The sequence below is a fragment of the Candidatus Poriferisodalis sp. genome (assembly GCF_965215815.1).
In the GTDB taxonomy this organism is placed as follows: domain Bacteria; phylum Actinomycetota; class Acidimicrobiia; order Acidimicrobiales; family Poriferisodalaceae; genus Poriferisodalis.
In genome coordinates, this window is sequence record NZ_CBDCEO010000013.1 from 966,115 (window position 1) to 986,598 (window position 20,484).

Below are 20,484 nucleotides of genomic sequence, written 5' to 3' on the forward strand. Positions count from 1 at the left end.
TCACGCTGGTGGGCCGGGGAGGATTCGAACCTCCGTAGGCGTAGCCGACGGGTTTACAGCCCGCTCCCTTTGTCCGCTCGGGCACCGACCCAGGTGAGCCTCGAAGCCTAAAGCGTCCCGGCGTCACAACAACTAGACCGAGCGGGCAAAGACAACAGACACTGTGTCCGCTCGGGCACCGACCCCAGAGGTGGGCAGGCTACCGGCGCACGCGACACCGTCGGTACGGCCCAGAGCACCACAAGACCCACGGTCTGCTGCCTGTTTCGCGTCGGTAGCTTGCGCTTATGCCTTCATTCGACGTCGTTTCCAAAGTGGACATGCAGGAGATCCGCAACGCCGTGGATCAGGCTTCCCGCGAGGTCGCCAACCGGTACGACTTCCGCGACACCGGCAGCAGCGTGGAGCTCGGCGAGGACGCCATCAACATGCGCTCGAGCACTGATGATCGGCTGGCAGCGTTGCGTGTCGTGCTCGAAGAGAAGCTCGTGCGCCGCCAGATCAGCCTCAAAGCCGTGAACTACGGCAACGTCGAGGAAGCATCCGGCGGCACGGTGCGCCAGGTGGCCGCCCTGCAGGCAGGCATCTCGTCTGACCGGGCCCGCGAGCTGAACAAGTTCATCAAGGGTCTCGGCATCAAAGGCGTGCAGTCGCAGACCCAAGGCGATCAGCTGCGGGTGATGTCCAAGAAGCGTGACGACCTGCAGGCAGTCATTGCGGAGCTGACCGACGGCGACTTCGACGTGCCACTGCAGTTCGAGAACTTCCGCGACTGACGCCCGAGCTCAGATCCCCGGCTCAGATCCCCGGTCTAGATCGCTTCCTGCCAGGAGCCGTCACGCAGGCGGCGGATGCGCTCTTCCATCGGCGGGTGCGTCGTGAACAGGCCCTTGAAGCCCATCCGGCGACTGGCCAGCGGGTTGGCGATGTACATCTGGGCCTGATTGGGGTCGGCCAGGCTGGGGATCGTCTTCGATGCCACTTCCAGCTTCTGCAGGGCTTGCGCGAGCGGTTCGCCGTCGCCGATGAGCCGGGCTGCGGTGCGATCTGCCTGGTACTCGCGGCTGCGGCTGATGGCCATCTGCAGCAGCATCGCGGCGATCGGCGCCAGGATGATGAGCAGGATCTCACCGAACGGGTTGCGGTCGTTGTCGCGCCCGCCGCCTCCGAATATCAGAGCGAATGACGCCATCCGGGCTGCGAACGTGATTGCAGTGGCGACTGCTGCGGCCACCGAGCCGATGAGGATGTCGCGGTTGCGGATGTGGGCCATCTCGTGGGCCAGCACGCCGCGGATCTCGTACCAGCTGAGGTGGCGGATGAGCCCTTCAGTGACGCACACCGCCGCGTTCTTCGGATTGCGGCCGGTGGCGAAGGCGTTGGGCTGGGGGTCGGGCGAGACGAAGAGCCGGGGCATGGGCAGGCTGGACAGCTCGGTGAGCTCCCGCATGATTGTCCAGTACTCAGGGAGCTGGTGCGGCTGGACTTCCTGAGCCCGGGCGGAGCGGATCGCCAGCTTGTCGCTGAACCAGTAGCTGCCGCCCACCATGACCAAAGCGATGATCACGGCGATGGTGAGGCCGCTTTGGCCCCAGAAGCTGCCGATCCACAGGATCAGACCGGCGAGGCCTGCCAGCAAGACGGTGGTCTTAGCAGTGTTGCGCACTTTGTTCGCTGCCCTTTTCCGTCGCTCAGCGGTGGATGTACCGATCGGGATTCAGGCTAATGACGACCAGCTTCATGGTGGTCGCGAGCAACAGTGCCGGAGCCGCTGCGGGTACTCGTCAGTTCTTCGCTTCGACCAGGCGCCAGTCGTCCGAGCCAGGGGCATAGCGGTCCCGGAACTCGGGGTCATAGTTGGCCGCGAGTTCACTGGCTCGTCCGATCGCAACCCGGTAGGCATCGATCAGAGCGTCCTCGGCGTCGTAGTCGAACGGGTCCTGCAGGCGCATCTCGGTGATGCTGCCTCGCTCGATGGGGTTGTCGCGCAGGTACCGGGCCGTCACGCCGATCGCTTCGACGGCAGGCACCCGGTCTCGGTACCCGAGGTCGCTGATGAGCAGATCGGGCCCGGTCATCTGGTGAAGCGAATGCTCTCCGCCCAGGAATGGGCGCACGGGAGTGGCGAGTTCTTCGGGCAGGTTCACGATGTCGAGTTCGACATCGAGCGCGGCGGCGATGATCTCGATGGTCTGGCGGGCCGTGAGGACGTGCTCGTCGCTGATGTTGTACGACTTGCCGGCAGCCACCTCGGCACGGTCCACGGCCAGGGTGAGCGCATGCCCGGCGTTCGGGCCGTAAGCGGCCGTGCGCAGGGTGAGACCGCCATCGGCGATGATGACCCGCCTGCGACCGTCGATGATGCGCCGAACAATCAGCCACTCGCGAGGGTTGATCTGGCCCGGCCCGTAGATCAACGGGTAGCGGAAGATGGTGGCGCTGGGGTGGTGGTCGAAGACGATGTCCTCGGTGGCGACGATCTTGGCCACCTTGTCGTTGGAGTCGTCGACGGCTCGCTCGGCGGTCTCACGGATCGGTACGAGCATGCCGGGCGGCCAGTTGAGCTTGGGGCGGGCAAAACCCTTGTAAGCCGGCACTCCCCCAACGGCAATGAACTGCCCGCAGCGGCCGGCAAAGAAGGGCGCCAAGTCGCGCAGCCGGCCATACATGGCGTAGACGACATCGAAGGTGGCGCCGTCGAGGGCTTCTTCGACTTCGGCGATGCGGAATGGGTTCGTGTGGATGTGCTCCACGCTCGGCGGGATGGTGTCCACCTCGTGGCGCCCGGTGTGCAGGATCTTGGTCTCGAAGCCGCGTTCGATCAGCCCGTTCACCACACCGGGACCCGTCGGCCCCGTGCCTCCGATCACCAACGCCGTAGATGCCATCGGCTCATGCTGTCAGGTCCGGCGCTGTTGCACCGGGGTCAGTGGGGGTGGTAGCCGCTGTCGATGTAGAGGGTCGGCAGATCGAGGTCGCGGTACATGCGGACGTTGCGCATGTCGTCGTCGATGGCGAGTCGGGGGTTGAAGCCCTGTTCTTGCAACGCGATGGTCTGGTCGCTCTTGAACATGGGCGACGGCCGGAAATCGCCCATCGGCCGCATGATGAGCAGGTCCCAGCGGAGCCCGTGCTTGACCAGCCAGGTGAGGGTCGCGTCGGACACCCATGTCGGCCGCGAGGTGAGCGCCACTACGACCATCTCGGGGGCAAGCAGCACCAGCAGCTCGGCCACCTCTTCGAGGACATCGTCGTCGCCCACGTCGGCGAAGAACGAGTCCCAGTCGCGCCAGGGGCCGTCGAGGTGATGCTGGCGGTGGGCAGCATCGGCCAGCACGCCGTCGATGTCGACGATGACGCAGTCGCCGGGCGGTACCGGCCCGGCCCGCCACCACCAGTACGACGGCCAATCTCTGTCGGAATCCGCCACGGCGGAGGCTCGCCGACGCCTCGGGCCGCTCGTCTCCGCCGCCTCAGTCTTCGCTCGGGGATTCGGCTGCGCGGGTGCGGATCTCGTCCACCACGCCAGCATCGGCGAGCGTGGTGGTGTCGCCCAGCTGGCGTCCCTCAGCCACGTCGCGCAGCAGGCGGCGCATGATCTTACCCGAGCGGGTCTTGGGCAGGTCTGGCACCAGCACCACGGCCTTGGGCCGGGCAATGGCCCCCAGCTTGGTGGAGACGTGCTGGCGCACTTCCTCGCGCAACGCATCGGAGGCCTCATGGCTGCTGCGCAGGATCACGTAGCCCACGATGGCCTGGCCGGTGGTGGCGTCGGTCGCCCCGACGACCGCTGCCTCGGCCACCGACGGATGGTCGACCAGCGCCGACTCCACCTCGGTCGTCGAGATGCGGTGGCCGGACACGTTCATCACGTCGTCCACCCGACCGAGCAGCCACAGGTAGCCATCGGCGTCGATCTTCGCGCCGTCGCCGGCGAAGTAGCGGCCCTCATAGGCGCTCCAGTACGTCTCCCGGTAGCGCTCGGGGTCTCCCCAGATGCCGCGCAGCATCGACGGCCATGGCTCGGTGACGGTGAGGTAGCCGCCGCCCCGCTCCACCGTGTTGCCGGCGTCGTCCACCAACTCCACCGAGATGCCCGGCAGCGCATGGGTGGCCGAACCTGGCTTGGTGGTGGTGACACCGGGCAGCGGGGTGATCATGTGGCCGCCGGTCTCGGTCTGCCACCAGGTGTCCACGATCGGGCAGGTGCCACCGCCGATGTGGGTGTGGTACCACATCCAGGCCTCGGGGTTGATCGGCTCGCCGACGGTGCCCAGCACTCGCAGGCTGGACAGGTCGTGGTGCTCGAGGGCGGCCGCGCCCCACTTCATGAACGTGCGGATCGCCGTGGGTGCCGTGTAGAGCTGCGTCACCCCGTAACGCTCGATGATGTCCCACAGCCGGTCCTTCGGCCAGCTTGCCCGGTCGGCCGCTCGGAACTCCGGGCGCGGCGTATCAGGCGTTCCCTCGTACATCACCGACGAGGCGCCGTTGGCGAGCGGCCCGTAGACGATGTAGCTGTGGCCGGTCACCCAGCCGATGTCGGCCGCGCACCAGAACACGTCGGCGTCGGGCTTGAGGTCGAACACGTAGCGATGCGTGAACGCCACCTGCGTGAGGTACCCGCCGGTGGTGTGCATGATGCCCTTGGGCTTGGCCGTGGTGCCCGAGGTGTACAGCAGGTACAGAAGATCCTCTGAGTCCATGTGCTCGGGCGGGCAGTCGGCCGAAGCGTCGGCCATCAGGTCGTGGTACCAGTGGTCGACGCTGTCGTTCCACGCGACGTCCTGGCCGGTGCGGCGCACGACGACGACGTTCTCGATGGTTGAAGTGGCCGCTACTGAGGCGTCGGCGGTGTCCTTGAGGCCGAATGGATCGCCGCGGCGGTAGCCGCCGTCGGCGGTGATCAGCAGCTTCGCCGAGGCGTCGTCGATCCGGTCCGACAGCGAGTCAGCCGAGAACCCGCCGAAGACCACCGAGTGGGCGGCGCCGATGCGGGCGCACGCCAGCATCGCCACGGGCAGCTCGGGGATCATCGGCATGTAGATGCACACCCGGTCGCCTCGCTCGACGCCGAGGCCCTTGATCACGTTGGCGAACTTGCACACCTCGTCGAGCAGGTCGGAATAGGTGATGGTGCGGGTGTCGCCGGGCTCGCCCTCCCACCAGTACGCCACCTTGTCGCCGCGGCCGGCGGTGACGTGACGGTCCAGGCAGTTGTACGAGACGTTCAGCGTGCCGCCCAAGAACCACTTGGCGAAAGGCAGGTCCCACTCGAGCACCGTGTCGAAGTCGCGGAACCAGGTGACGTGCTCGCGGGCCTGTCGCGCCCAGAACGCCAGCCGGTCAGCGGCTGCTTCGTCGTACAGCGATTGATCTGCCACCAGCGCCGACGACCGGAATTCGTCTGAGGGCTCAAAGATGCGGTCCTCGACGTAGTAGTCCTCGATCGTCGCTTCGGTCGTTGCGTCAGCCATCGGTACCCCTGTCTCGTCGTGCTGCATCCAAGCGGTCAGCTTCGGCAACGCCTGAGCCGCTCAGCCAGATTCGCAGAGTAGTTGCCACCCGCCAAGCGGCTCTGTGCCGAAGGTCAAAATCTGTAGCCATATATGCATATCTTCGAATATGGTTAGCCATATGAAGACGACCATCAATCTCCCCGACGGCCTCGCCGAGGAAGCGAAGAAATGCGCCACCAAGCGCGGCTGTACCTTCACCGCGCTCGTCGTGGAGGGGCTGCATCGGGTGCTGCAGGAGTCACCTCCAGCACCTCGGTCGCCATTGCCCACCTGGGGCAACAAAGGTGACCGCGTTCTCGTCGACTTGGAAGACAAGGAAGCTCTCTGGGAAATCCTCGACGCCGACGGTTGGAAGTGATCCTCCCCGACGTCAACGTTCTCGTCTACGCCTACCGCGCCGACTTGGACCAGAACGAGGTGTTTCGACCCTGGCTCGAAGCTGCCCTCGACAGGACTGAGCCAATCGGCCTTGCTGATGTCGTCCTCACCGGCTTCCTACGTGTGGTGACAAATCGAAAGGCCTTTGCCAACGCCGCGACGATCCAAGCTGCGATGTCATTCGTCGAAGAAGTCCGCTCGGCGCCACAGCTGATGCCGGCTTCGCTCGCTTCCAGGGGCTGTCATGGTTCAACCCTGAACTGGCGGACTAGAAACGACGACGTCAACGAACTCGCGGGCACAGACGCCTGACCGCAGGGGTGCAGGCTGTCAGCCGGTGCACCACTCGGCGGCCCAGAACGCACCAAAGCTGCGAGGGTCAACCAGCGCCTCCGCTTCGTCAAGGAGCGCTCGTGCAGCGAAGGTCTCGGCGGTGGGATTGGCGCGGCTGCCCTGCCAAAGCGCGCGTGCGCCCGCTGTCATCGACTCGATGCCGTGCGCGCCGAGCCAGTCGGCCTGCGGGGACATCTTCGCTCCCGCGGGCAGCTGGTCGAACGCCACCTCGCAGGTGATGTCTGCGGTGCCGGGGGCGTCGAGCGGAGACTGGGCGCGGCGCTGGGATCGGTAGGTTCGCAGCCACTCGGTTTGCGGACGCGCTGCCAACTGGGCCGTCGTGCGCGTGCCGTAGTCGAAGATCAGAACTCGGCCTGCTTCGAGCAGCCCCAACGCCCTTCGCACCCATACTGAGGCGCGTAGCTGCAGCGGCATCCGACTGCTGACCGGTGCGTCGGGTGCAAGCGTCGACGCCATCGCGCTGGCGTCGACGGGCGCGGGTTCGCGGACCTCCGTCGCCTGCTGTCCGCCGAGTTCAACATGAACTTCGTCCCATCCGGCTTCCGATCGCTCAAGCAGACGGAAGGGCAGATTGTCGAGCAACTCATTAGCCACCACGACGCCCACCAGCGGTCCTGCGGGCAGGTCAGCCAACACCGTCGCCTCGCCAGCAATTCCCAGCGCTGTTTGCCGCTGCGCCTCGGTCCGCTCGACCATCACGTAGCGAACTGCATCACGGCAGTCCTCGAGTGCTCCGAGCACATCGCGGCACAGTGTCCCCCGGCCTGCTCCGCCCTCAATGACGACGAACGGATCGGGGCAGCCCATCTCGACCCACGTCCGGTCCAGGTAGATCGCCACACACCGACCGAACAGCGAGCCCAGCTCGACCGACGTCGCGAAGTCGCCGTCACGCGCGCCCGGATGGCCTCCGCGTTCGTAGAAGCCTGAAGCGCCGTACAAGACCTCGTCCATGTATGCGTCAAAGCGCAAGAGTTCGGGCATCAGTTCCAGTCTGGAGGCCACGCGGGCGCCGCTCCGTTGCGAGACCCACGAATCACTGCCGAGCCGCGACGAGCCTGCGCCTCGCGGCGTGGGCCCTCGAACGGTCGGGTCAGCCGCCGAAGTCGAATGTTGCGATGTCGCCGAAGTGGCTGACCAACCCGGGGAAGATCCCTAGCGCCAGCGTGGCGATCGCGGTGATGGCAAGTGCTGCCGCCAAGGCCCCGGTCATCGGTATGGGACCTGGGGTGAACCTCACCATCGTGGCTGAGCGTGTCTCGACGGCTACAAGGCCTCCCTCGTCGGCACCTGCTTCGGCTGGCAACTCGACGGCCGGCACGGCATCGGTGTCGTCACGCGTGTCCACACCGAGCTCCACCATCTCGGGCACCGGCTGAATCCACATCTGCACCAGCACCCGGGCGTAGTAGCCGAAGGCAATCACCGCGTTCACGGCCACGATCGCGGCGAGCACCCAGCCCGCAGGCGTGCTCGCATCAGCGAGTGCCCGGAACACGACGAACTTGGCGAACCACCCGCCCGCCGGCGGGATTCCGGCAAGGGCCGCCAGGAACAGCGTCATGAGCACCGCTACCCCGGGCGCATAGCTGAACAGTCCGGCGTAGCTGTCGATCGCGCCGGAGCGGGTGCGGCGTGACACCGCCAGCACAACGCTGAACGCCCCCAGGTTCATGAAGGCGTAGATGATGAGGTAGACGATCACAGCCTCGCGGGCACTCGCCAAGGTGCCCGCGGTGCTCTCCTCGTAGGCAACCGCAAACGGCACGAGCATGAAGCCGCCCTGTGCCACACCCGAGTACGCCAGCATGCGCACGATGTTGGTCTGGCGCAGCGCGATCAGGTTGCCCACCGTCATCGTCACCACAGCCAGCGCCCAGAAGAACGGCTGAACGACATCGGCAGCGCCCTCGAACGCCACGAACACCAGCCCGAGCAGCGCGACCATGCCCGCCGCCTTGGATGCCACCGACAAGAACGCCGTCACCGGCGTCGGGGCGCCCTCATAGGTATCGGGAGCCCACGTGTGGAAGGGCACGGCCGACACCTTGAACGCAAAGCCAATCAGCACGAACAGAACTGCCACGATGACGATCGGGCTCGAGCCCTCGCCCTTCAGTGCTTCTGCAATTGTCCCGAAGTCAGTGCCGCCGGACACGCCGAACAGCAGCGACATCCCGTAGAGCATCACCGCCGAAGCGAAAACCCCCATCAGGTAGTACTTCAAACCGGCCTCGTTGGAGCGCGGGCCGCCCTTGCGCCACGCAGCCAGCATGTACGCGGGGATCGACAGCAGCTCCAGCGCCACGAACACGCTCACCAGGTCACGCGAGCTGGCCATCATCACCATGCCCAGCAGTGACGTCAGCAGCAGCGTGTAGTACTCGTTCTCGTAGTAGTCGCCGTCGCGCACGTAGTCGACGGACATCAGCACCACGATGTAGCCGGCCACGATGAACAGGGCCTTGAGCACGAGCGAGAAGTCATCGACGACGTACGCCCCGCCGAACATGGGCCGCTCGGCACCGTCGGCAGCGAGGGTCAGGATCGGTATCAGCGTGACCAGCAGTCCGACGCCGGCCAGCATCGGCATGATGCGCTTGGCCCGGTCGTCGAACGCAATGTCGGCGACCGTGACAAGCGTGCCGACGCCAAGCAGGGTCAGCTCGGGTGCGAGCGCGTGCCAGTCAAGTGCCGGCCGTACAAACGCGAGAACCGCCCCGAGGTCCATGGTCAGCGCCATCGTCAGCTCCGTCCCACGGCAGCTTCGATGTTCTCGGCGATGCGGGTCGACACGTCATCGACCATGCCGAAGATCAGGTTCGGGAAGATGCCGAACAGCACCATCGCCACGATCAGCGGCGCCCACGCCATCCACTCGTAGCGGTTCACGTCTGCGATGACGTGGCCTTCCCACTCGGGGGGCGGCTCGCCGAAGGCGCTGCGCTGGAAGAGCCACAGCAGGTAGCCGGCGGCGAACACCGTGCCCACCGCTGCGATCACCATGTAGGTGCGGAATGTCTCTTCTGGCAGGCCAGCACCGGGGTTGTAGGCCGACAGGATCGCTGGGAACTCGCCCCAGAAACCAGCCAGGCCCGGCAGGCCCAGCGAGGCCATTGCGGAGATGCCCAGGATCCAGCCCATCCGGGGCGCCGATTTGAGCAGCCCGCCCAAGCGGCTGATCTCCAGCGTGTGATAGCGCTCCTTGATCGAGCCGGCCAGGAAGAACAGCATCCCGGTGATGATCCCGTGGGCCACCATGCCGAACACTGCGGCGTTGATGCCGAAGTCGGTGAGCGTGGAGATGCCCAGCATCACGAATCCCATGTGGGCCACTGAGCTGAAGGCAATGAGGCGTTTCAGGTCGGTCTGCGCGAGGCATCCCAACGCGCCGTAGATGATGCCGATTACCGCCAGCAGGCCGATCCATGGTGCCCACGCCGCTGCACCTTCGGGCAGGAACGGCAGTGCAATCCGCACGAATCCGTAGGTGCCGAGCTTCAGCAGGATCGCGGCCAGGATCACCGAGCCCACCGTGGGTGCCTCGGTGTGCGCATCGGGCAGCCAGGTGTGGAAGGGGAACATCGGCACCTTGATGCCGAAGCCCATGAACAGGCCGGCGAAGATGATCGCCTGCGTGCCCCGGGCCAGATCGCCGCCCCTCGCGGCAGCCAGCTCCTGCATGTCGAACGTGTTCAGCGGCGACCCGTCGCCGCCGGTGGCCACGAAGTACAGCGCCACGAAGCTGACAATCATCAACGCCGAGCCGAACAGCGTGAACAGGAAGAACTTCAGCGAGGCGTAGCGGCGGTTCTCGCCGCCCCACACGCCGATCATGAAGTACATCGGCAGCAGCACGACCTCGAAGAAGACGAAGAACAGGATCAGGTCCTGCGCCACGAAGGTGCCGTTCATGCCCGACGCCAGGATCAGTATCAGTATCAGGAACGCCTTGGCGTTGCCCGGCTCGGGAATGTGCTCCCACGAGTAGATGACGCACAGCGGAATGATCGCCATCGACAGGATCAGCAGCGGCATCGACAGCCCGTCGAGACCCAGGATGTAGTTGGCGTCGATCGCGTTGATCCATCCCTTTTCCACGACGAACTGCAGCGACCCCGCGTTGCCGTAGTCGAAGCTGAACAGCAGGTACACCCCGACAGCCAGTGCTGCCAGCGACGAGATGAGCGCGATCAGCTTCAGCTCAGCCTCGCGGGCGCGCGGCACCAGCATCATCACGAGCGCGCCGATGACCGGTAGGAACACCGCAAGGCTCAGCGCCCAAGCGTCGAATCCAGTTGCGTCCACTAGGAAGCTCCCTCTTGCTTACGGCTCTGTCTCATCACCTGCGTCATCTCACTGCTCACAGGACGATCACGAACACGATGGCGGCCACGGCCGCTGTACCGAACAGCAGCGAGCCGTAGTTCTGGACCTTGCCGGTCTGCATCACACGCAGACCCTGACCGCCTGCATCGGCTCCAGTGCCGAGCGCGTTGACGGTGTTGTCAATGGCGCCCTGGTCGATCCAGCGGTACACCCATTTGCCACTGTCGCGGGCTGACTCACCGGCGGTATCGACGACCTTGTCGATCACGTTGTCGTTGACCCAGTTGGCGGCACGAGCGATGGGCGCCTTGATCGAGCCCACCACGATGTCGGTGTAGAGGTGGTCGAGGTAGTACTTGTTCTCGAGGAACGTGTACCCGGCTTTGGCGTAGCGGTTGCGCTCGGTCAGCCCGTGCGGCCCGGTGTTGCGCCAGAAGTACATGAACGTGATGGCAATGCCCGCGAGCGCCAGCACGAGGCCGACGAGCGCCATCACCAGCGACGGGTCGGGATGCGTGAGGCCGAGGGCATTCAGGTAGTGCGACGGCTCGGCGTAGGTCTGGACGCGGTGAGCGAAGCCTTCCAATCCGAACGGCGACAGAACCCCGGCGGGCAGGTTGAACACACCGGCCACCACCGCCATGCCGGCAAGGATCCACAGCGGCACGGTCATCACCTTGGGTGATTCGTGTGGGTGGCCGTGGCCGCGGTATTCGCCCCAGAACGTGTACCAGATGACCCGTGTCATGTAGGCGGCGGTGAGCAACGCCACCACGCAGCCGAAGATCAGCATGAGCCAGTAGGCGCGCTCCTGACCGGCGAGCGCCCCCAGCAGGATCTCGTCCTTCGACCAGAACCCCGCAAACGGGAAGATGCCCGCCAGCGCCAGCGTCGCGATCACGAACGTCTTGTAGGTGTGCGGCATGTACTTGCGCAGGCCGCCCATCTCGCGCATGTCGAAGGTGTGGTGCGCAGCGTGGCTGACCGACCCGGCCCCCAGGAACAGGCAGGCCTTGAAGAAGGCGTGTGTGAACAGGTGGAACATGGCGGCGGTCCACGCGCCGACGCCGAGCGCCATCACCATGTAGCCGAGCTGGCTGACCGTCGAGTACGCCAGCACCTTCTTGATGTCCCACTGGGTGAAGGCCAACCCGGCGCCGATCAGGGCCGTGAAGCCGCCGATGAACGCCATGAGGTTGATCGACGAGGTGCCGATGGAGAAACCCTCGTAGAAGACCGGATACAGCCGGCCGATCATGAACACGCCGGCCACGACCATGGTCGCCGCGTGGATCAGGGCTGAGACAGGAGTGGGTCCGGCCATGGCGTCAGGCAGCCACGTATGCAGCGGGAACTGGCCCGACTTGGAGCACACCGCTGCCATGAGCGCGATCGACGCCATCAACAGGGCGAAGTGGTACGGGTTGGCGCCCCCGGTTTCACTCGCGTCGCGACTCGCCTCGCCGATCTTCACGTTGATGTCGTGAATGCCGAACGTGCCGAAGGTGCCGAACAGGATGATCACGCCGACGATCAGGCCGATATCGCCGACGCGGTTAGTCAAGAAAGCCTTCACCGCGGCGTCGGTGTTCGGGCGTTCCTCCCACCAATGCCCGATGAGCACGAAGCTGCAGACGCCCACCAGCTCCCAGCCCACAATCATCTGGATCAGGTTCTGGGCCATGACGAAGAAGAGCATCGAGGCGGTGAACAGGCTCAGGAAGGCGAAGTAGTGGACGAAGCGCCGATCGCCCTTCACGTACTCGCTGGAGTAGATGTGCACGAGCAGCGAGATGGACGTGACCACCACCAGCAGCAGCACGGTCTGGCCGTCGACGAGCGTGCCCACAGCGAAGTCGACACCGCCAGTCGACCACCAGCTGCCGAACGTGGAGATGACCGGATCGGGGCCGGCCGCGGCGTGACCGTCGTCTTCGGCGTGACCATCGTCTTCGGCGGCGAGATACAGATCGCCGTCAACGGCTGCGCCCGCGCTCGTCGCACTCAGCCCCTCGTTGACTTCGACGAGTGCGTGGTCCTCCGAGCCGCCCGATGATGCGCTGTCTTCCACCTGGGTGATCCACGACACTGCCGCGATCATCGAAAGCACCCACACGATGCCCACGGCGGTGATGCCCACCTTCTGGACACGCTCGATGCCGATGATGCTGCGGCCGAACAGCAGGATGACGACGAAAGAAATCGCCGGGATCAGCGGGATGAGGTAGGCGTTCTCAAGGATCCACATGCGCGTGCGATCAGCCCTTCATCAGGTCGAACTCGTCGACCGCGATCGATCGGCGGTTGCGGTACAGCAACAGCACGATGGCCAGGCCCACGCCGACCTCGGCGGCTGCGACCGCAATGATGAACAGGGCGAAGACCTGCCCCGACACGACGTCGTGCTGCAGCCCGAACGCCACCAGGTTGAGGTTCACGGCGTTCAGCATCAGCTCAATCGACATCAGCACCATGACGCCGTTGCGGCGCGCCAGTGCGCCATAGACGCCCACGGCGAACAGCAGCGCGCCCAGGAGCAGGAACTGGTTCAGCAGCATCGAACAATCACCTCGAACTGGCCCCCGCCTCAGTCGCGCCGCGCCAGCACGACGGCACCGATCAACGCGGCGAGCAGCAGCACTGAGATGGCTTCGAACGGGATGATGTACTGCGAGAAGACCGAGTCCGATACGTCGGCTGTCCGAAAGACCTGGCTGTCTTGAGCCAGCGAATCGGTGCCGAAGCGGTCAATGAGCGCATAGACGGTGACCCCGCCCAGTGCCAGCGCCGAAAGGGCCGCTACCGGCCACGTGGCCCCGGTCATATGGGGTATTCGCCCAATCGGCGCCCGGGTGAGCATGATGCCGAACAGGAACAGCACCATCACGGCGCCGATGTAGACGAGCACCTGCGTCGTGGCGATGAACTCGGCCGCCAGCAGTATGTAGTTCGCCGCCAAACCGCCCAGCACGGCCACCAGGAACAGGGCCGCATGCACGATGTTGCGCGTCGTCACCATCCCGAGCGCGGCCAGCACGGTTGCTGCCGCGATGATGCCGAAGGCGATGTTCTGCGCAATCATGGTGCCCGCCTAGCCGCCGGCTCCGCCAGCGGTGCTTGCCTCGCCGCCAGCTCCGCTGGCGGGATCAGACACAGGGGCGCCGAGCTTGCGCACCGGCCCTGCCTCATCGGCGCCGAGCTTGCGCACCGGCGCCATGTCATCGGGGCCGAAGTCGGGCACTGTGCGCACCTTCTGCTCCGAGCCCGGCTCGTAGGCCAGGAAATCGGGCACGGTTTCCATCCATTCGCCGAGCCGGATCCGGTCGTGCAGCAGGTCGGCGATGTTCGGCTCGGAATACTCGTACTCGGGCGTCCAGAACAGTGCGTCGAACGGGCACACATCCACGCAGATGCCGCAGTACATGCACAGCGCGTAGTCGATGTCGAACCGGTCGACCACGTTGACCGTGCGGGCCTTGCCGCCGGCACGGCGCGGCGGAGCCTTCACCTTGTGGCCCTCGATGTAAATGCACCAGTCGGGGCACGACCTCGAGCACAGCATGCAGGCGGTGCAGTTCTCCTCGTGCAGTGCGATCACGCCGCGGGCGCGGGCGGGCGGGGCTTCCTTCTCGTGCGGGTACTGCACGGTGACCGAGCCCAGCTGCGGCGCGGGGATAAGCGTGCGCATGCCGCGCTTGGGGAACAGCGTGCGCGCTGCGGTGCGCGCTGTCACTCCAAGGCCTTTCAGCAATCCGGGGAGCTGCGGCATCTAGAGCACCACCTTGAAGATTCCGGTCACGACGATGTTGGCGAGCGACAGCGGGATGAGGACCTTCCAAGCGAACTTCTGGAGTTGGTCCTCGCGCAGGCGGGGATAGGTGAAGCGGATCCAGAAGATGACGAAGGCCACCAGCAGGATCTTGACGAGCATCACCATCGGGCCGAGCACGTTGAGTACCGGAGCGTCGAAATCGAAGCCCGGAATCCACCAGCCACCCAGGAACAGGACGGTGGCCAACGCCGAGAAGGCGAAGGTCGTGGCCACTTCGGCCATGAAGAAGAGCAGGAAGCGGAAGCCCGTGTATTCGACGTGGAAGCCGCCGACCAGCTCGGTCTCGGCCACTGGCATGTCGAACGGCGTCTGGGTCAGCTCGGCCTGGGCAGCGATCATGAAGATCAAGAAGCCGATGAACTGGGTCAGGATGAACGGGTTTCCGATGAGGCCGAAGCCGAAGATCTCGCCGGTGGCCTGTGCCCGCACGATCTCTTGCAGGTTGAGCGAGTTGGATTGGATGACCACGCCCATGACGGCGAGGATCAGCGGCAGCTCATAGGCGATGAGCTGGCCAGCAGCTCGCAGGCCGCCGAGCAGTGCGTACTTGCTGGCTGAGGCCCAGCCGGCCATCAGCACGCCCAGCACCGACAGCGACGAGACCGCCAGCGCGTAGAAGATGCCCGTGTCGAGGTTTTCCACGACAGCGTCGGGGCCGGTGGGCAGCACGACGAAGAGCAAGAACGACGAGGCAAGCACCACCACCGGTGCTGCACGGAAAACGCGCCGGTCGGCGGCGGCGGGGTGAATGTCTTCCTTTTGGAGGAACTTGATCGCGTCCGCGATGAGCTGCAGCGAGCCGGAAGGGCCCACGTCCTGGGGACCCAGCCGGCTCTGCATGAAGGCCATCATCTTGAGCAGGAACAGGTAGCCGAGCATCAGCGCAGCCGTCGGGATGACGACTAGCGCGACGCCGAGCTTGATGCTGGTCTCCGCCCAGTACGCCAATCCCAGCAGGGCGCTCAGGTCTCCGATCGCGCTCACCGGTCGATGTCCCCGAGGATGAAGTACAGCGAGCCCAAGATGGTGATGATGTCGGGAACGTAGGTGCCTCGCATCACCCAGGGCACGATCGAGATGTTGCTGAAGCTGGGCGTGCGGATCTTCACTCGGAACGGCCCCAAGCCGCCCTTGGAGATCACGTAGTAGCCCATCTCGCCCAGCGGGTTCTCGGTGGAGACGTAGGTCTCGCCGGCAGGCACCTTGATGATGAGCGGCACCTTGGTCATGATCGGCCCCGACGGGATGGCGTCGAGCAGTTGGTCGACGATCTTGGTGGCCTCGCGGGTTTCCTGCATCCGCACCCAGTAGCGGGCGAACGAGTCACCGTCGGGGTGCGTCCACACCCGCCAGTCGATCTGATCCCAGGCGAGGCCCGGGTTGGCGTCGCGACGCAGGTCCCAGTCGACGCCGCTGGCTCGCAGGTTGGCGCCCGAGAGGCCGTAGCCCAGAGCCACATCACTGGGGATCACGCCGACGCCTCGACAGCGAGTCTGGAAGATCTCGTTGCCCATGAGCAGGTCTTCCATCTCGTCACAGAAGCCGCGCATCTTGGCCATGACGGCATGGGTTTCGGCGATCCAGCCCCGCGGCAGGTCGTCCTTGAGGCCGCCGATGCGGTCGAAGTTGGGATGGAAGCGACCACCGGTCACTTCTTCGATCTGGTTGAGCACTCGCTCACGGTCGCGAAAGGCGAAGAACACCGGGGTGAGGGCGCCGATCTGCACACCCATGTCGCCGAGGAACAGCGACACATTCGCGATGCGGCTCAGCTCGAACAGGATGGTTCGGATCCACTGCGCACGCGGCGGGGCCTCGACGCCCATCAGCTGCTCCGCGGCCAGGATGAACGGCACCTCGTTCGCAAAGCTGCCGAGCCAGTCGATGCGGTTGATCAGCGTGGTGCACTGCGGGTAGGTACGGACCTCGCAGAGCTTCTCGTAGCCGCGGTGCATGTAGCCCATCAGCGGTTCGGCCCTGATGACCTGCTCGCCGTCGAGCCGGCAGGCGATGCGCAGCGTCCCGTGGGTGGCGGGGTGCTGGGGGCCGATGTTCAGCGTCATGTCGCCCGTGTCGAGTTCGACGTTGACACGAGCATCGGCAGCCTGCCCTGCCACGTAGGCCTGCTGTTCGCGCAGCGCGGCGGCTCCGGATGCGAACCTGCGAGCACCATCGGACATAGTCGCGGGGCTCATGCGCCCGCTTCCGACGCCTCAAAGGAGGCCATCACCTCGGCCTCGAGCTGGGCTTCGAGCTCCGGCGGGATCTCTTCGATGTCGACCACACCGGGCCACGGCTTGACCGCACGCGCCAGCAGGGGGAAGTCCTTGCGGAGCGGATGGCCCTCGAATTCGGTGGGCAGGTAGATGTGCTCCAGATTCGGATGGCCCTCGAAGCGGATGCCGAACATCTCGTGGGCTTCGCGCTCGTGCCAGTTAGCACCGGCAAACACGTCGATGATCGACGGCACTGATGCCGGGGCACCGTCGACATCGGTCACGTCGGCCTTGAGGATGACGGCCGCGTGCCGTGCCGGGGCGTGCAGATGTGCAAGCAGCTGGAAGCGTGTTTCGCCGCCGCCCAAGCGCACGGTTTCGGAGGCGGTGGCGCTCGTGGTCTCTTCTTCGTCCGGGCCGACACCAGCGCCGTCGAACTGGGTGTCCTCGTAGCGGCCTTCAGGCGCATCCGTCCAGTCGATGGCCGACAGGAAGCCGAAATAGACGAAGCCGGCGTCTCGCAGCGCCTCTATCGCAGTGCGCCAGTGCTTGATCTCGATGCGCAGCCAGAGGTTCTGGCCCGCTTCGATGTGGGTCTCGACCACGGCGTCACCCAGCAGTTCTGCCAGCTCAGCCACAAGGGCTTCACGGGCCTCGTCGCCGGGCGTTTCGGTGCCGCCGTCGGTGTCGTCCGCCATGGCTACGCCTGCACCCGAGCGGGGTTGGCATGCAACGCCGGCGCTGGTGCCGAGGGCGGCACCCGTGTCGATGCTGGTGCCGAGGGCGGCACCCGTGTCGATGCTGGTGCCGAGGGCGGCACCACGATGGGCTCACCTCGCCAGCGTTCTTGAATGTCCTCGCGCTGGATGCGCTCCTGCAGCAGCACGATGCCCTCAAGCAGTGCCTCGGGCCGGGGTGGGCAGCCGGGTACGTACACGTCGACGGGGATGATCTGATCGACGCCCTTCGTGACGGAGTAGCTGTCCCAATACGGACCGCCGCAGTTCGCACACGAGCCCATCGAGATCACGTACTTGGGCTCGGGCATCTGCTCGTACAGGCGTCGAATGACCGGCGCCATTTTGTCGGTGACCGTGCCCGAGATCACCACCAGGTCGGCTTGGCGGGGGCTGGCGGGGAACGGGATGACGCCCAGGCGCATGACGTCATAGCGGGGCGAGCCGAATGCGGCACCCATCTCGATGGCGCAGCACGCCAAGCCCCACTGGTACACCCACAGCGATCGGGCCCGGCCGAAATTCAGCAGCCAGGTGAGCGGCTTGGGCAGTTTGACCTTGTCGACCAGTGCCATTACGTCCTCCCGCTCACACCCAGCGCAAGACGCCTTTGCGCCATGCGTAGAACAGGCCCAAGATCAGGATGAAGATGAAGATCGCCATCTCAACCAGGCCGAACAGGGCGTAGACGTCGAGCCGCGTCGCCCAGGGGAAAATGAACACGGCCTCCACGTCAAACAGGACAAACAGGACCGCGAAGACGTAGTAGCGGATCTGGCTCTGAGTCCAGTCGCTGCCGACCGGGTCGACGCCGCTCTCATACGCCATCTGCTTCTGAGGCGTGCGGCCGCAGGATCCGGGCGACGCCGAACATCGTGAAGGCCATCAGGACCGCCGCTGCACCGAAGATTGCGACTGTCAGATAGCTCCGCAAGAGATCGGACACGGACCGCAACGCTAGCGACTGCGGGACCGCCTGCGCCGATTCACCGACCTCGTTGTCGAGCGCAGGTCAGACGGCTGAGCGCGAGGGATTTCGCGGCAGTTGCGAGGCACTGGTTCCGACGACGTCGAGACGCCCGAATACCTCAAGCACGCCGTAGTCGCCGGATGAGTTCCGCCAATCCGAAGCGATCGCGTTGAAGGGCTTCCCACTCGCTCACGTCGTTCGAAAGGCACGCGACGCGAATTCCGCGGGCTGTCATACATTCGAGAAGGTCCTCGAGACCGGGAGAAGGCGAGTGGCCGGCGATGGGCATGCGCCTCCGGCCGCCATCACGCTTCGTCATGTCGCTCCCTCACGGCATCTGACGCCATCTGTGAGGCTGCGGCCACGTAGCGTGCTGTGCGGCGTTCGCCGACGAGATCAAGCACGCCTGCGTGGCGCATTTCGCGAAGCACTCGAGCGGCACTCCCCGAATCGATCTGGCACAGGTCCGCGGCTTCGCGCCGAGCGATCGAGCCATATGCGCGCACGTAGGTGAGGATCATCTGCTCCTGCTGAAGGCGGTCATAGCCGCGCGTGCGCACATAGCGAGGTGCCTCATGAAAGCGGCGGTACAGGGAGGCTGACAGGTGGTACTCGCGGCCGCGGCCGCGGCCGCGAGGCTCGATGAGCCCCTTCTCGATGAGCGTCGCGAGCAGTCCGCGGGCCTGGGCTTGATCACGCTGGATCAGCTCGGCCACGCGCCGGGTGGACACGATGCGCTCGCGGCGCACCTCATGCAGCACGAGGAGTTCATCGAGCTCGAGTTCATTGCCTTCCCGGCGAGCCTCCTCCACATAGCCCGCGAACTCTCGGTCGGCAGGTCCAGCGACGACGCGCACCATGACTGTTTCCGAGGTGGTGCCGCTGTAGTCCGGCGGCCCGTGCCCGCTCCGCAACTGGCCCCGGAACACGAGGTTGATTCCGCGGCTCGTGCGCTCCACCAAGCCTGCACGCTTGAATGCGTCAGCAAGCAGTGGATTCCGAGGCCGTGGCGGGGTGACGAGCAGATTGGCCAGCGTGACCCCGACGGGGAGGCCTCCGGGGTTCGACACCTCAAGACCCGCGTCCGTCAATACGACCTGTGTCTGACCCAATGCCGTGTAGTCACGATGCGTCAGAGCGTTGGCGATCAACTCGCGCACTGTCACCGCTGCAAAGCGCGGTATCGGCACCCGAAACATGCCCATTTCGAGTTCTTCTTCGGTGTTGCGAGCCTGCACTCGCTCATACAGCTCCGACATGGCGCGCAACAGAGGGACATGACCGATGTCATTGGCGAGCACCGTCAGATGGGCGCCGAGATGCTGGAATGCCACTTCGGCGCCGGGCACCTGGGTGCGCAGCGCGGCTTCTCGGCCGAACAGCAAGACGCTGGCGAGGTTGAGCTGCCCTCCCATGTCGACGAGTTCCAGTGCGCGCAACAGCGCCTCATCGTTGAGGGACGCCAGCACCGCGTCACCGTGCTCGCTTGTCGCCAACGTACGAAAACGGTCGATTTCGAGAGGATCCAAGTCGTCGATGCTCAGGTTGGGCACCGGTGTTCGTGTGAAGTCACGCTCGCCGGTGCTTCCCGCTCGCGACAGCACTTCGCTCGGCCGCATCGGCAGGCACTGTGGTTTCCCGCGCACATCAAGCGTCCGCCGCACGAACTTGCCCTTGCTGGTCGCGACGACCGTGTCCCCAGCGGGCACGGCGACCACAACGACCAAGGCTGTGCCGTCGTCGACAACTTCGACAGACGCCCGGACCGCCGGCTCGGTGTTCGCGGCGATGTGGGCCTCGATGCGCACCGGATCGAGATCCATCTTCGGCCACGGTTCTGCGCCGACGATCTTGCCGGTCTTCTCGTCGACGCCCACCAACACTTGGCCACCGTCCGTGTTGGCGAGACAGACAACGGCTTCAACGAGTTCCGAGGCGTCAACTTTGGACTTGAACTCCACTGTCAGCGTCTCGCCGCCGGCAATGGCCGTGCACAGTTCCACAGTGTTCATGGCAGCAGACTAGTTCAAAGTTTTGAATGTTACAAATATTTTGACTTCTAATTCAAAACAATGCAAACTCGACCGTTGGACCACAGGGCGCTTCGCCTGATGTCGTCAGTGTTGGCATCAAAGTGTTGAAACTTGCT

At 65.2% G+C, this 20,484-nt stretch carries 21 protein-coding genes and 1 tRNA gene; 3 read left to right on the plus strand and 19 right to left on the minus strand.

What is annotated here, in order from left to right; all coding sequences use genetic code 11:
• Positions 1–6: 6 nt before the first annotated feature.
• Positions 7–91: transfer RNA gene (locus tag ACOOHB_RS14320), tRNA-Tyr, on the minus strand.
• Between the two features lie 196 nt (positions 92–287).
• Between ACOOHB_RS14320 and ACOOHB_RS14325 the strand changes: the two genes are divergently transcribed.
• Positions 288–776: a YajQ family cyclic di-GMP-binding protein gene (locus ACOOHB_RS14325; protein WP_420445505.1), complete on the plus strand. Its 489-nt coding sequence runs from the start codon at positions 288–290 to the stop codon at positions 774–776.
• A 35-nt stretch (positions 777–811) separates the two neighbouring features.
• On the opposite strand, the gene ACOOHB_RS14330 is transcribed toward ACOOHB_RS14325, so the two are convergent.
• The 4 genes from ACOOHB_RS14330 to acs form a co-directional block, all read right to left on the minus strand.
• On the minus strand, positions 812–1,666 hold the full coding sequence (locus ACOOHB_RS14330) for a zinc metalloprotease HtpX (protein WP_420445506.1): 855 nt from the start codon (positions 1,664–1,666) through the stop codon (positions 812–814).
• A 118-nt stretch (positions 1,667–1,784) separates the two neighbouring features.
• Positions 1,785–2,888, minus strand: coding sequence for a hypothetical protein (locus ACOOHB_RS14335; protein WP_420445507.1), 1,104 nt, complete (start codon positions 2,886–2,888; stop codon positions 1,785–1,787).
• Between the two features lie 38 nt (positions 2,889–2,926).
• Complete coding sequence (locus tag ACOOHB_RS14340; RefSeq protein ID WP_420445508.1) at positions 2,927–3,430, minus strand: hypothetical protein; 504 nt, start codon at positions 3,428–3,430, stop codon at positions 2,927–2,929.
• A gap of 43 nt (positions 3,431–3,473) precedes the next feature.
• Complete coding sequence (gene acs / locus ACOOHB_RS14345; RefSeq protein WP_420445509.1) at positions 3,474–5,477, minus strand: acetate--CoA ligase; 2,004 nt, start codon at positions 5,475–5,477, stop codon at positions 3,474–3,476.
• Positions 5,478–5,637: 160 nt separating this feature from the next.
• Between acs and ACOOHB_RS14350 the strand changes: the two genes are divergently transcribed.
• Both ACOOHB_RS14350 and ACOOHB_RS14355 read left to right on the plus strand, forming a co-directional pair.
• Positions 5,638–5,877: a CopG family transcriptional regulator gene (locus ACOOHB_RS14350; protein WP_420445510.1), complete on the plus strand. Its 240-nt coding sequence runs from the start codon at positions 5,638–5,640 to the stop codon at positions 5,875–5,877.
• Entirely contained in the window at positions 5,874–6,209 is a 336-nt protein-coding gene (locus ACOOHB_RS14355) for a hypothetical protein (RefSeq protein WP_420445511.1), read from the plus strand. The genes ACOOHB_RS14350 and ACOOHB_RS14355 overlap by 4 nt, the downstream gene beginning before the upstream one ends.
• 18 nt (positions 6,210–6,227) lie before the next feature.
• Here ACOOHB_RS14355 and ACOOHB_RS14360 read toward each other — a convergent pair whose 3' ends face one another.
• The 14 genes from ACOOHB_RS14360 to ACOOHB_RS14425 all read right to left on the minus strand — a co-directional run bounded on the left by ACOOHB_RS14360 (position 6,228) and on the right by ACOOHB_RS14425 (position 20,347).
• Positions 6,228–7,235: an SAM-dependent methyltransferase gene (locus tag ACOOHB_RS14360; RefSeq protein ID WP_420445512.1), complete on the minus strand. Its 1,008-nt coding sequence runs from the start codon at positions 7,233–7,235 to the stop codon at positions 6,228–6,230.
• Positions 7,236–7,344: 109 nt separating this feature from the next.
• The gene (locus tag ACOOHB_RS14365; RefSeq protein ID WP_420445513.1) at positions 7,345–8,994 is read right to left on the minus strand and encodes an NADH-quinone oxidoreductase subunit N; all 1,650 of its coding nucleotides are present in this window, start codon (positions 8,992–8,994) and stop codon (positions 7,345–7,347) included.
• 2 nt (positions 8,995–8,996) lie between these two features.
• On the minus strand, positions 8,997–10,559 hold the full coding sequence (locus ACOOHB_RS14370) for a complex I subunit 4 family protein (RefSeq protein ID WP_420445514.1): 1,563 nt from the start codon (positions 10,557–10,559) through the stop codon (positions 8,997–8,999).
• Between the two features lie 55 nt (positions 10,560–10,614).
• Positions 10,615–12,828, minus strand: coding sequence for an NADH-quinone oxidoreductase subunit L (gene nuoL / locus ACOOHB_RS14375; protein WP_420445515.1), 2,214 nt, complete (start codon positions 12,826–12,828; stop codon positions 10,615–10,617).
• A gap of 10 nt (positions 12,829–12,838) precedes the next feature.
• Entirely contained in the window at positions 12,839–13,138 is a 300-nt protein-coding gene (gene nuoK, locus ACOOHB_RS14380) for an NADH-quinone oxidoreductase subunit NuoK (protein ID WP_420445516.1), read from the minus strand.
• Between the two features lie 29 nt (positions 13,139–13,167).
• Positions 13,168–13,662 (minus strand): NADH-quinone oxidoreductase subunit J, encoded by a 495-nt coding sequence (locus ACOOHB_RS14385; protein ID WP_420445517.1) that lies wholly within the window; start codon positions 13,660–13,662, stop codon positions 13,168–13,170.
• Between the two features lie 9 nt (positions 13,663–13,671).
• Positions 13,672–14,349 (minus strand): NuoI/complex I 23 kDa subunit family protein, encoded by a 678-nt coding sequence (locus tag ACOOHB_RS14390; protein ID WP_420445518.1) that lies wholly within the window; start codon positions 14,347–14,349, stop codon positions 13,672–13,674.
• Positions 14,350–15,396, minus strand: coding sequence for an NADH-quinone oxidoreductase subunit NuoH (nuoH, locus tag ACOOHB_RS14395; protein WP_420445519.1), 1,047 nt, complete (start codon positions 15,394–15,396; stop codon positions 14,350–14,352). It lies immediately after the preceding gene.
• Positions 15,393–16,607 (minus strand): NADH-quinone oxidoreductase subunit D, encoded by a 1,215-nt coding sequence (locus ACOOHB_RS14400; RefSeq protein ID WP_420445520.1) that lies wholly within the window; start codon positions 16,605–16,607, stop codon positions 15,393–15,395. The genes nuoH and ACOOHB_RS14400 overlap by 4 nt, the downstream gene beginning before the upstream one ends.
• Positions 16,604–17,326, minus strand: coding sequence for an NADH-quinone oxidoreductase subunit C (locus ACOOHB_RS14405; RefSeq protein ID WP_420445521.1), 723 nt, complete (start codon positions 17,324–17,326; stop codon positions 16,604–16,606). Before ACOOHB_RS14405 ends, ACOOHB_RS14400 begins: the two co-directional genes overlap by 4 nt.
• A 2-nt stretch (positions 17,327–17,328) precedes the next feature.
• On the minus strand, positions 17,329–17,940 hold the full coding sequence (nuoB, locus tag ACOOHB_RS14410; protein ID WP_420445522.1) for an NADH-quinone oxidoreductase subunit NuoB: 612 nt from the start codon (positions 17,938–17,940) through the stop codon (positions 17,329–17,331).
• 13 nt (positions 17,941–17,953) lie between these two features.
• Positions 17,954–18,193 carry an NADH-quinone oxidoreductase subunit A gene (locus ACOOHB_RS14415; protein ID WP_420445523.1) on the minus strand — a complete coding sequence of 80 codons (240 nt, stop codon included), beginning with the start codon at positions 18,191–18,193 and terminating at the stop codon, positions 17,954–17,956.
• Complete coding sequence (locus tag ACOOHB_RS14420; RefSeq protein ID WP_420445524.1) at positions 18,183–18,311, minus strand: hypothetical protein; 129 nt, start codon at positions 18,309–18,311, stop codon at positions 18,183–18,185. Before ACOOHB_RS14420 ends, ACOOHB_RS14415 begins: the two co-directional genes overlap by 11 nt.
• A 329-nt stretch (positions 18,312–18,640) precedes the next feature.
• Complete coding sequence (locus ACOOHB_RS14425; protein ID WP_420445525.1) at positions 18,641–20,347, minus strand: RNA-binding domain-containing protein; 1,707 nt, start codon at positions 20,345–20,347, stop codon at positions 18,641–18,643.
• Positions 20,348–20,484: the final 137 nt, after the last annotated feature.

Bases quoted from the DNA above. Each gene is read 5' to 3' on its own strand.
- ACOOHB_RS14325 (WP_420445505.1), top strand. From the start codon at position 288: ATGCCTTCATTCGACGTCGTTTCCAAAGTGGACATGCAGGAGATCCGC.
- ACOOHB_RS14335 (WP_420445507.1), bottom strand. From the start codon at position 2,888: ATGGCATCTACGGCGTTGGTGATCGGAGGCACGGGGCCGACGGGTCCC.
- acs (WP_420445509.1), bottom strand. From the start codon at position 5,477: ATGGCTGACGCAACGACCGAAGCGACGATCGAGGACTACTACGTCGAG.
- ACOOHB_RS14350 (WP_420445510.1), top strand. From the start codon at position 5,638: ATGAAGACGACCATCAATCTCCCCGACGGCCTCGCCGAGGAAGCGAAG.
- ACOOHB_RS14360 (WP_420445512.1), bottom strand. From the start codon at position 7,235: ATGCCCGAACTCTTGCGCTTTGACGCATACATGGACGAGGTCTTGTAC.
- ACOOHB_RS14365 (WP_420445513.1), bottom strand. From the start codon at position 8,994: ATGGCGCTGACCATGGACCTCGGGGCGGTTCTCGCGTTTGTACGGCCG.
- nuoL (WP_420445515.1), bottom strand. From the start codon at position 12,828: ATGTGGATCCTTGAGAACGCCTACCTCATCCCGCTGATCCCGGCGATT.
- nuoK (WP_420445516.1), bottom strand. From the start codon at position 13,138: ATGCTGCTGAACCAGTTCCTGCTCCTGGGCGCGCTGCTGTTCGCCGTG.
- ACOOHB_RS14385 (WP_420445517.1), bottom strand. From the start codon at position 13,662: ATGATTGCGCAGAACATCGCCTTCGGCATCATCGCGGCAGCAACCGTG.
- ACOOHB_RS14390 (WP_420445518.1), bottom strand. From the start codon at position 14,349: ATGCCGCAGCTCCCCGGATTGCTGAAAGGCCTTGGAGTGACAGCGCGC.
- ACOOHB_RS14400 (WP_420445520.1), bottom strand. From the start codon at position 16,607: ATGAGCCCCGCGACTATGTCCGATGGTGCTCGCAGGTTCGCATCCGGA.
- ACOOHB_RS14405 (WP_420445521.1), bottom strand. From the start codon at position 17,326: ATGGCGGACGACACCGACGGCGGCACCGAAACGCCCGGCGACGAGGCC.
- nuoB (WP_420445522.1), bottom strand. From the start codon at position 17,940: ATGGCACTGGTCGACAAGGTCAAACTGCCCAAGCCGCTCACCTGGCTG.
- ACOOHB_RS14415 (WP_420445523.1), bottom strand. From the start codon at position 18,193: ATGGCGTATGAGAGCGGCGTCGACCCGGTCGGCAGCGACTGGACTCAG.
- ACOOHB_RS14425 (WP_420445525.1), bottom strand. From the start codon at position 20,347: ATGAACACTGTGGAACTGTGCACGGCCATTGCCGGCGGCGAGACGCTG.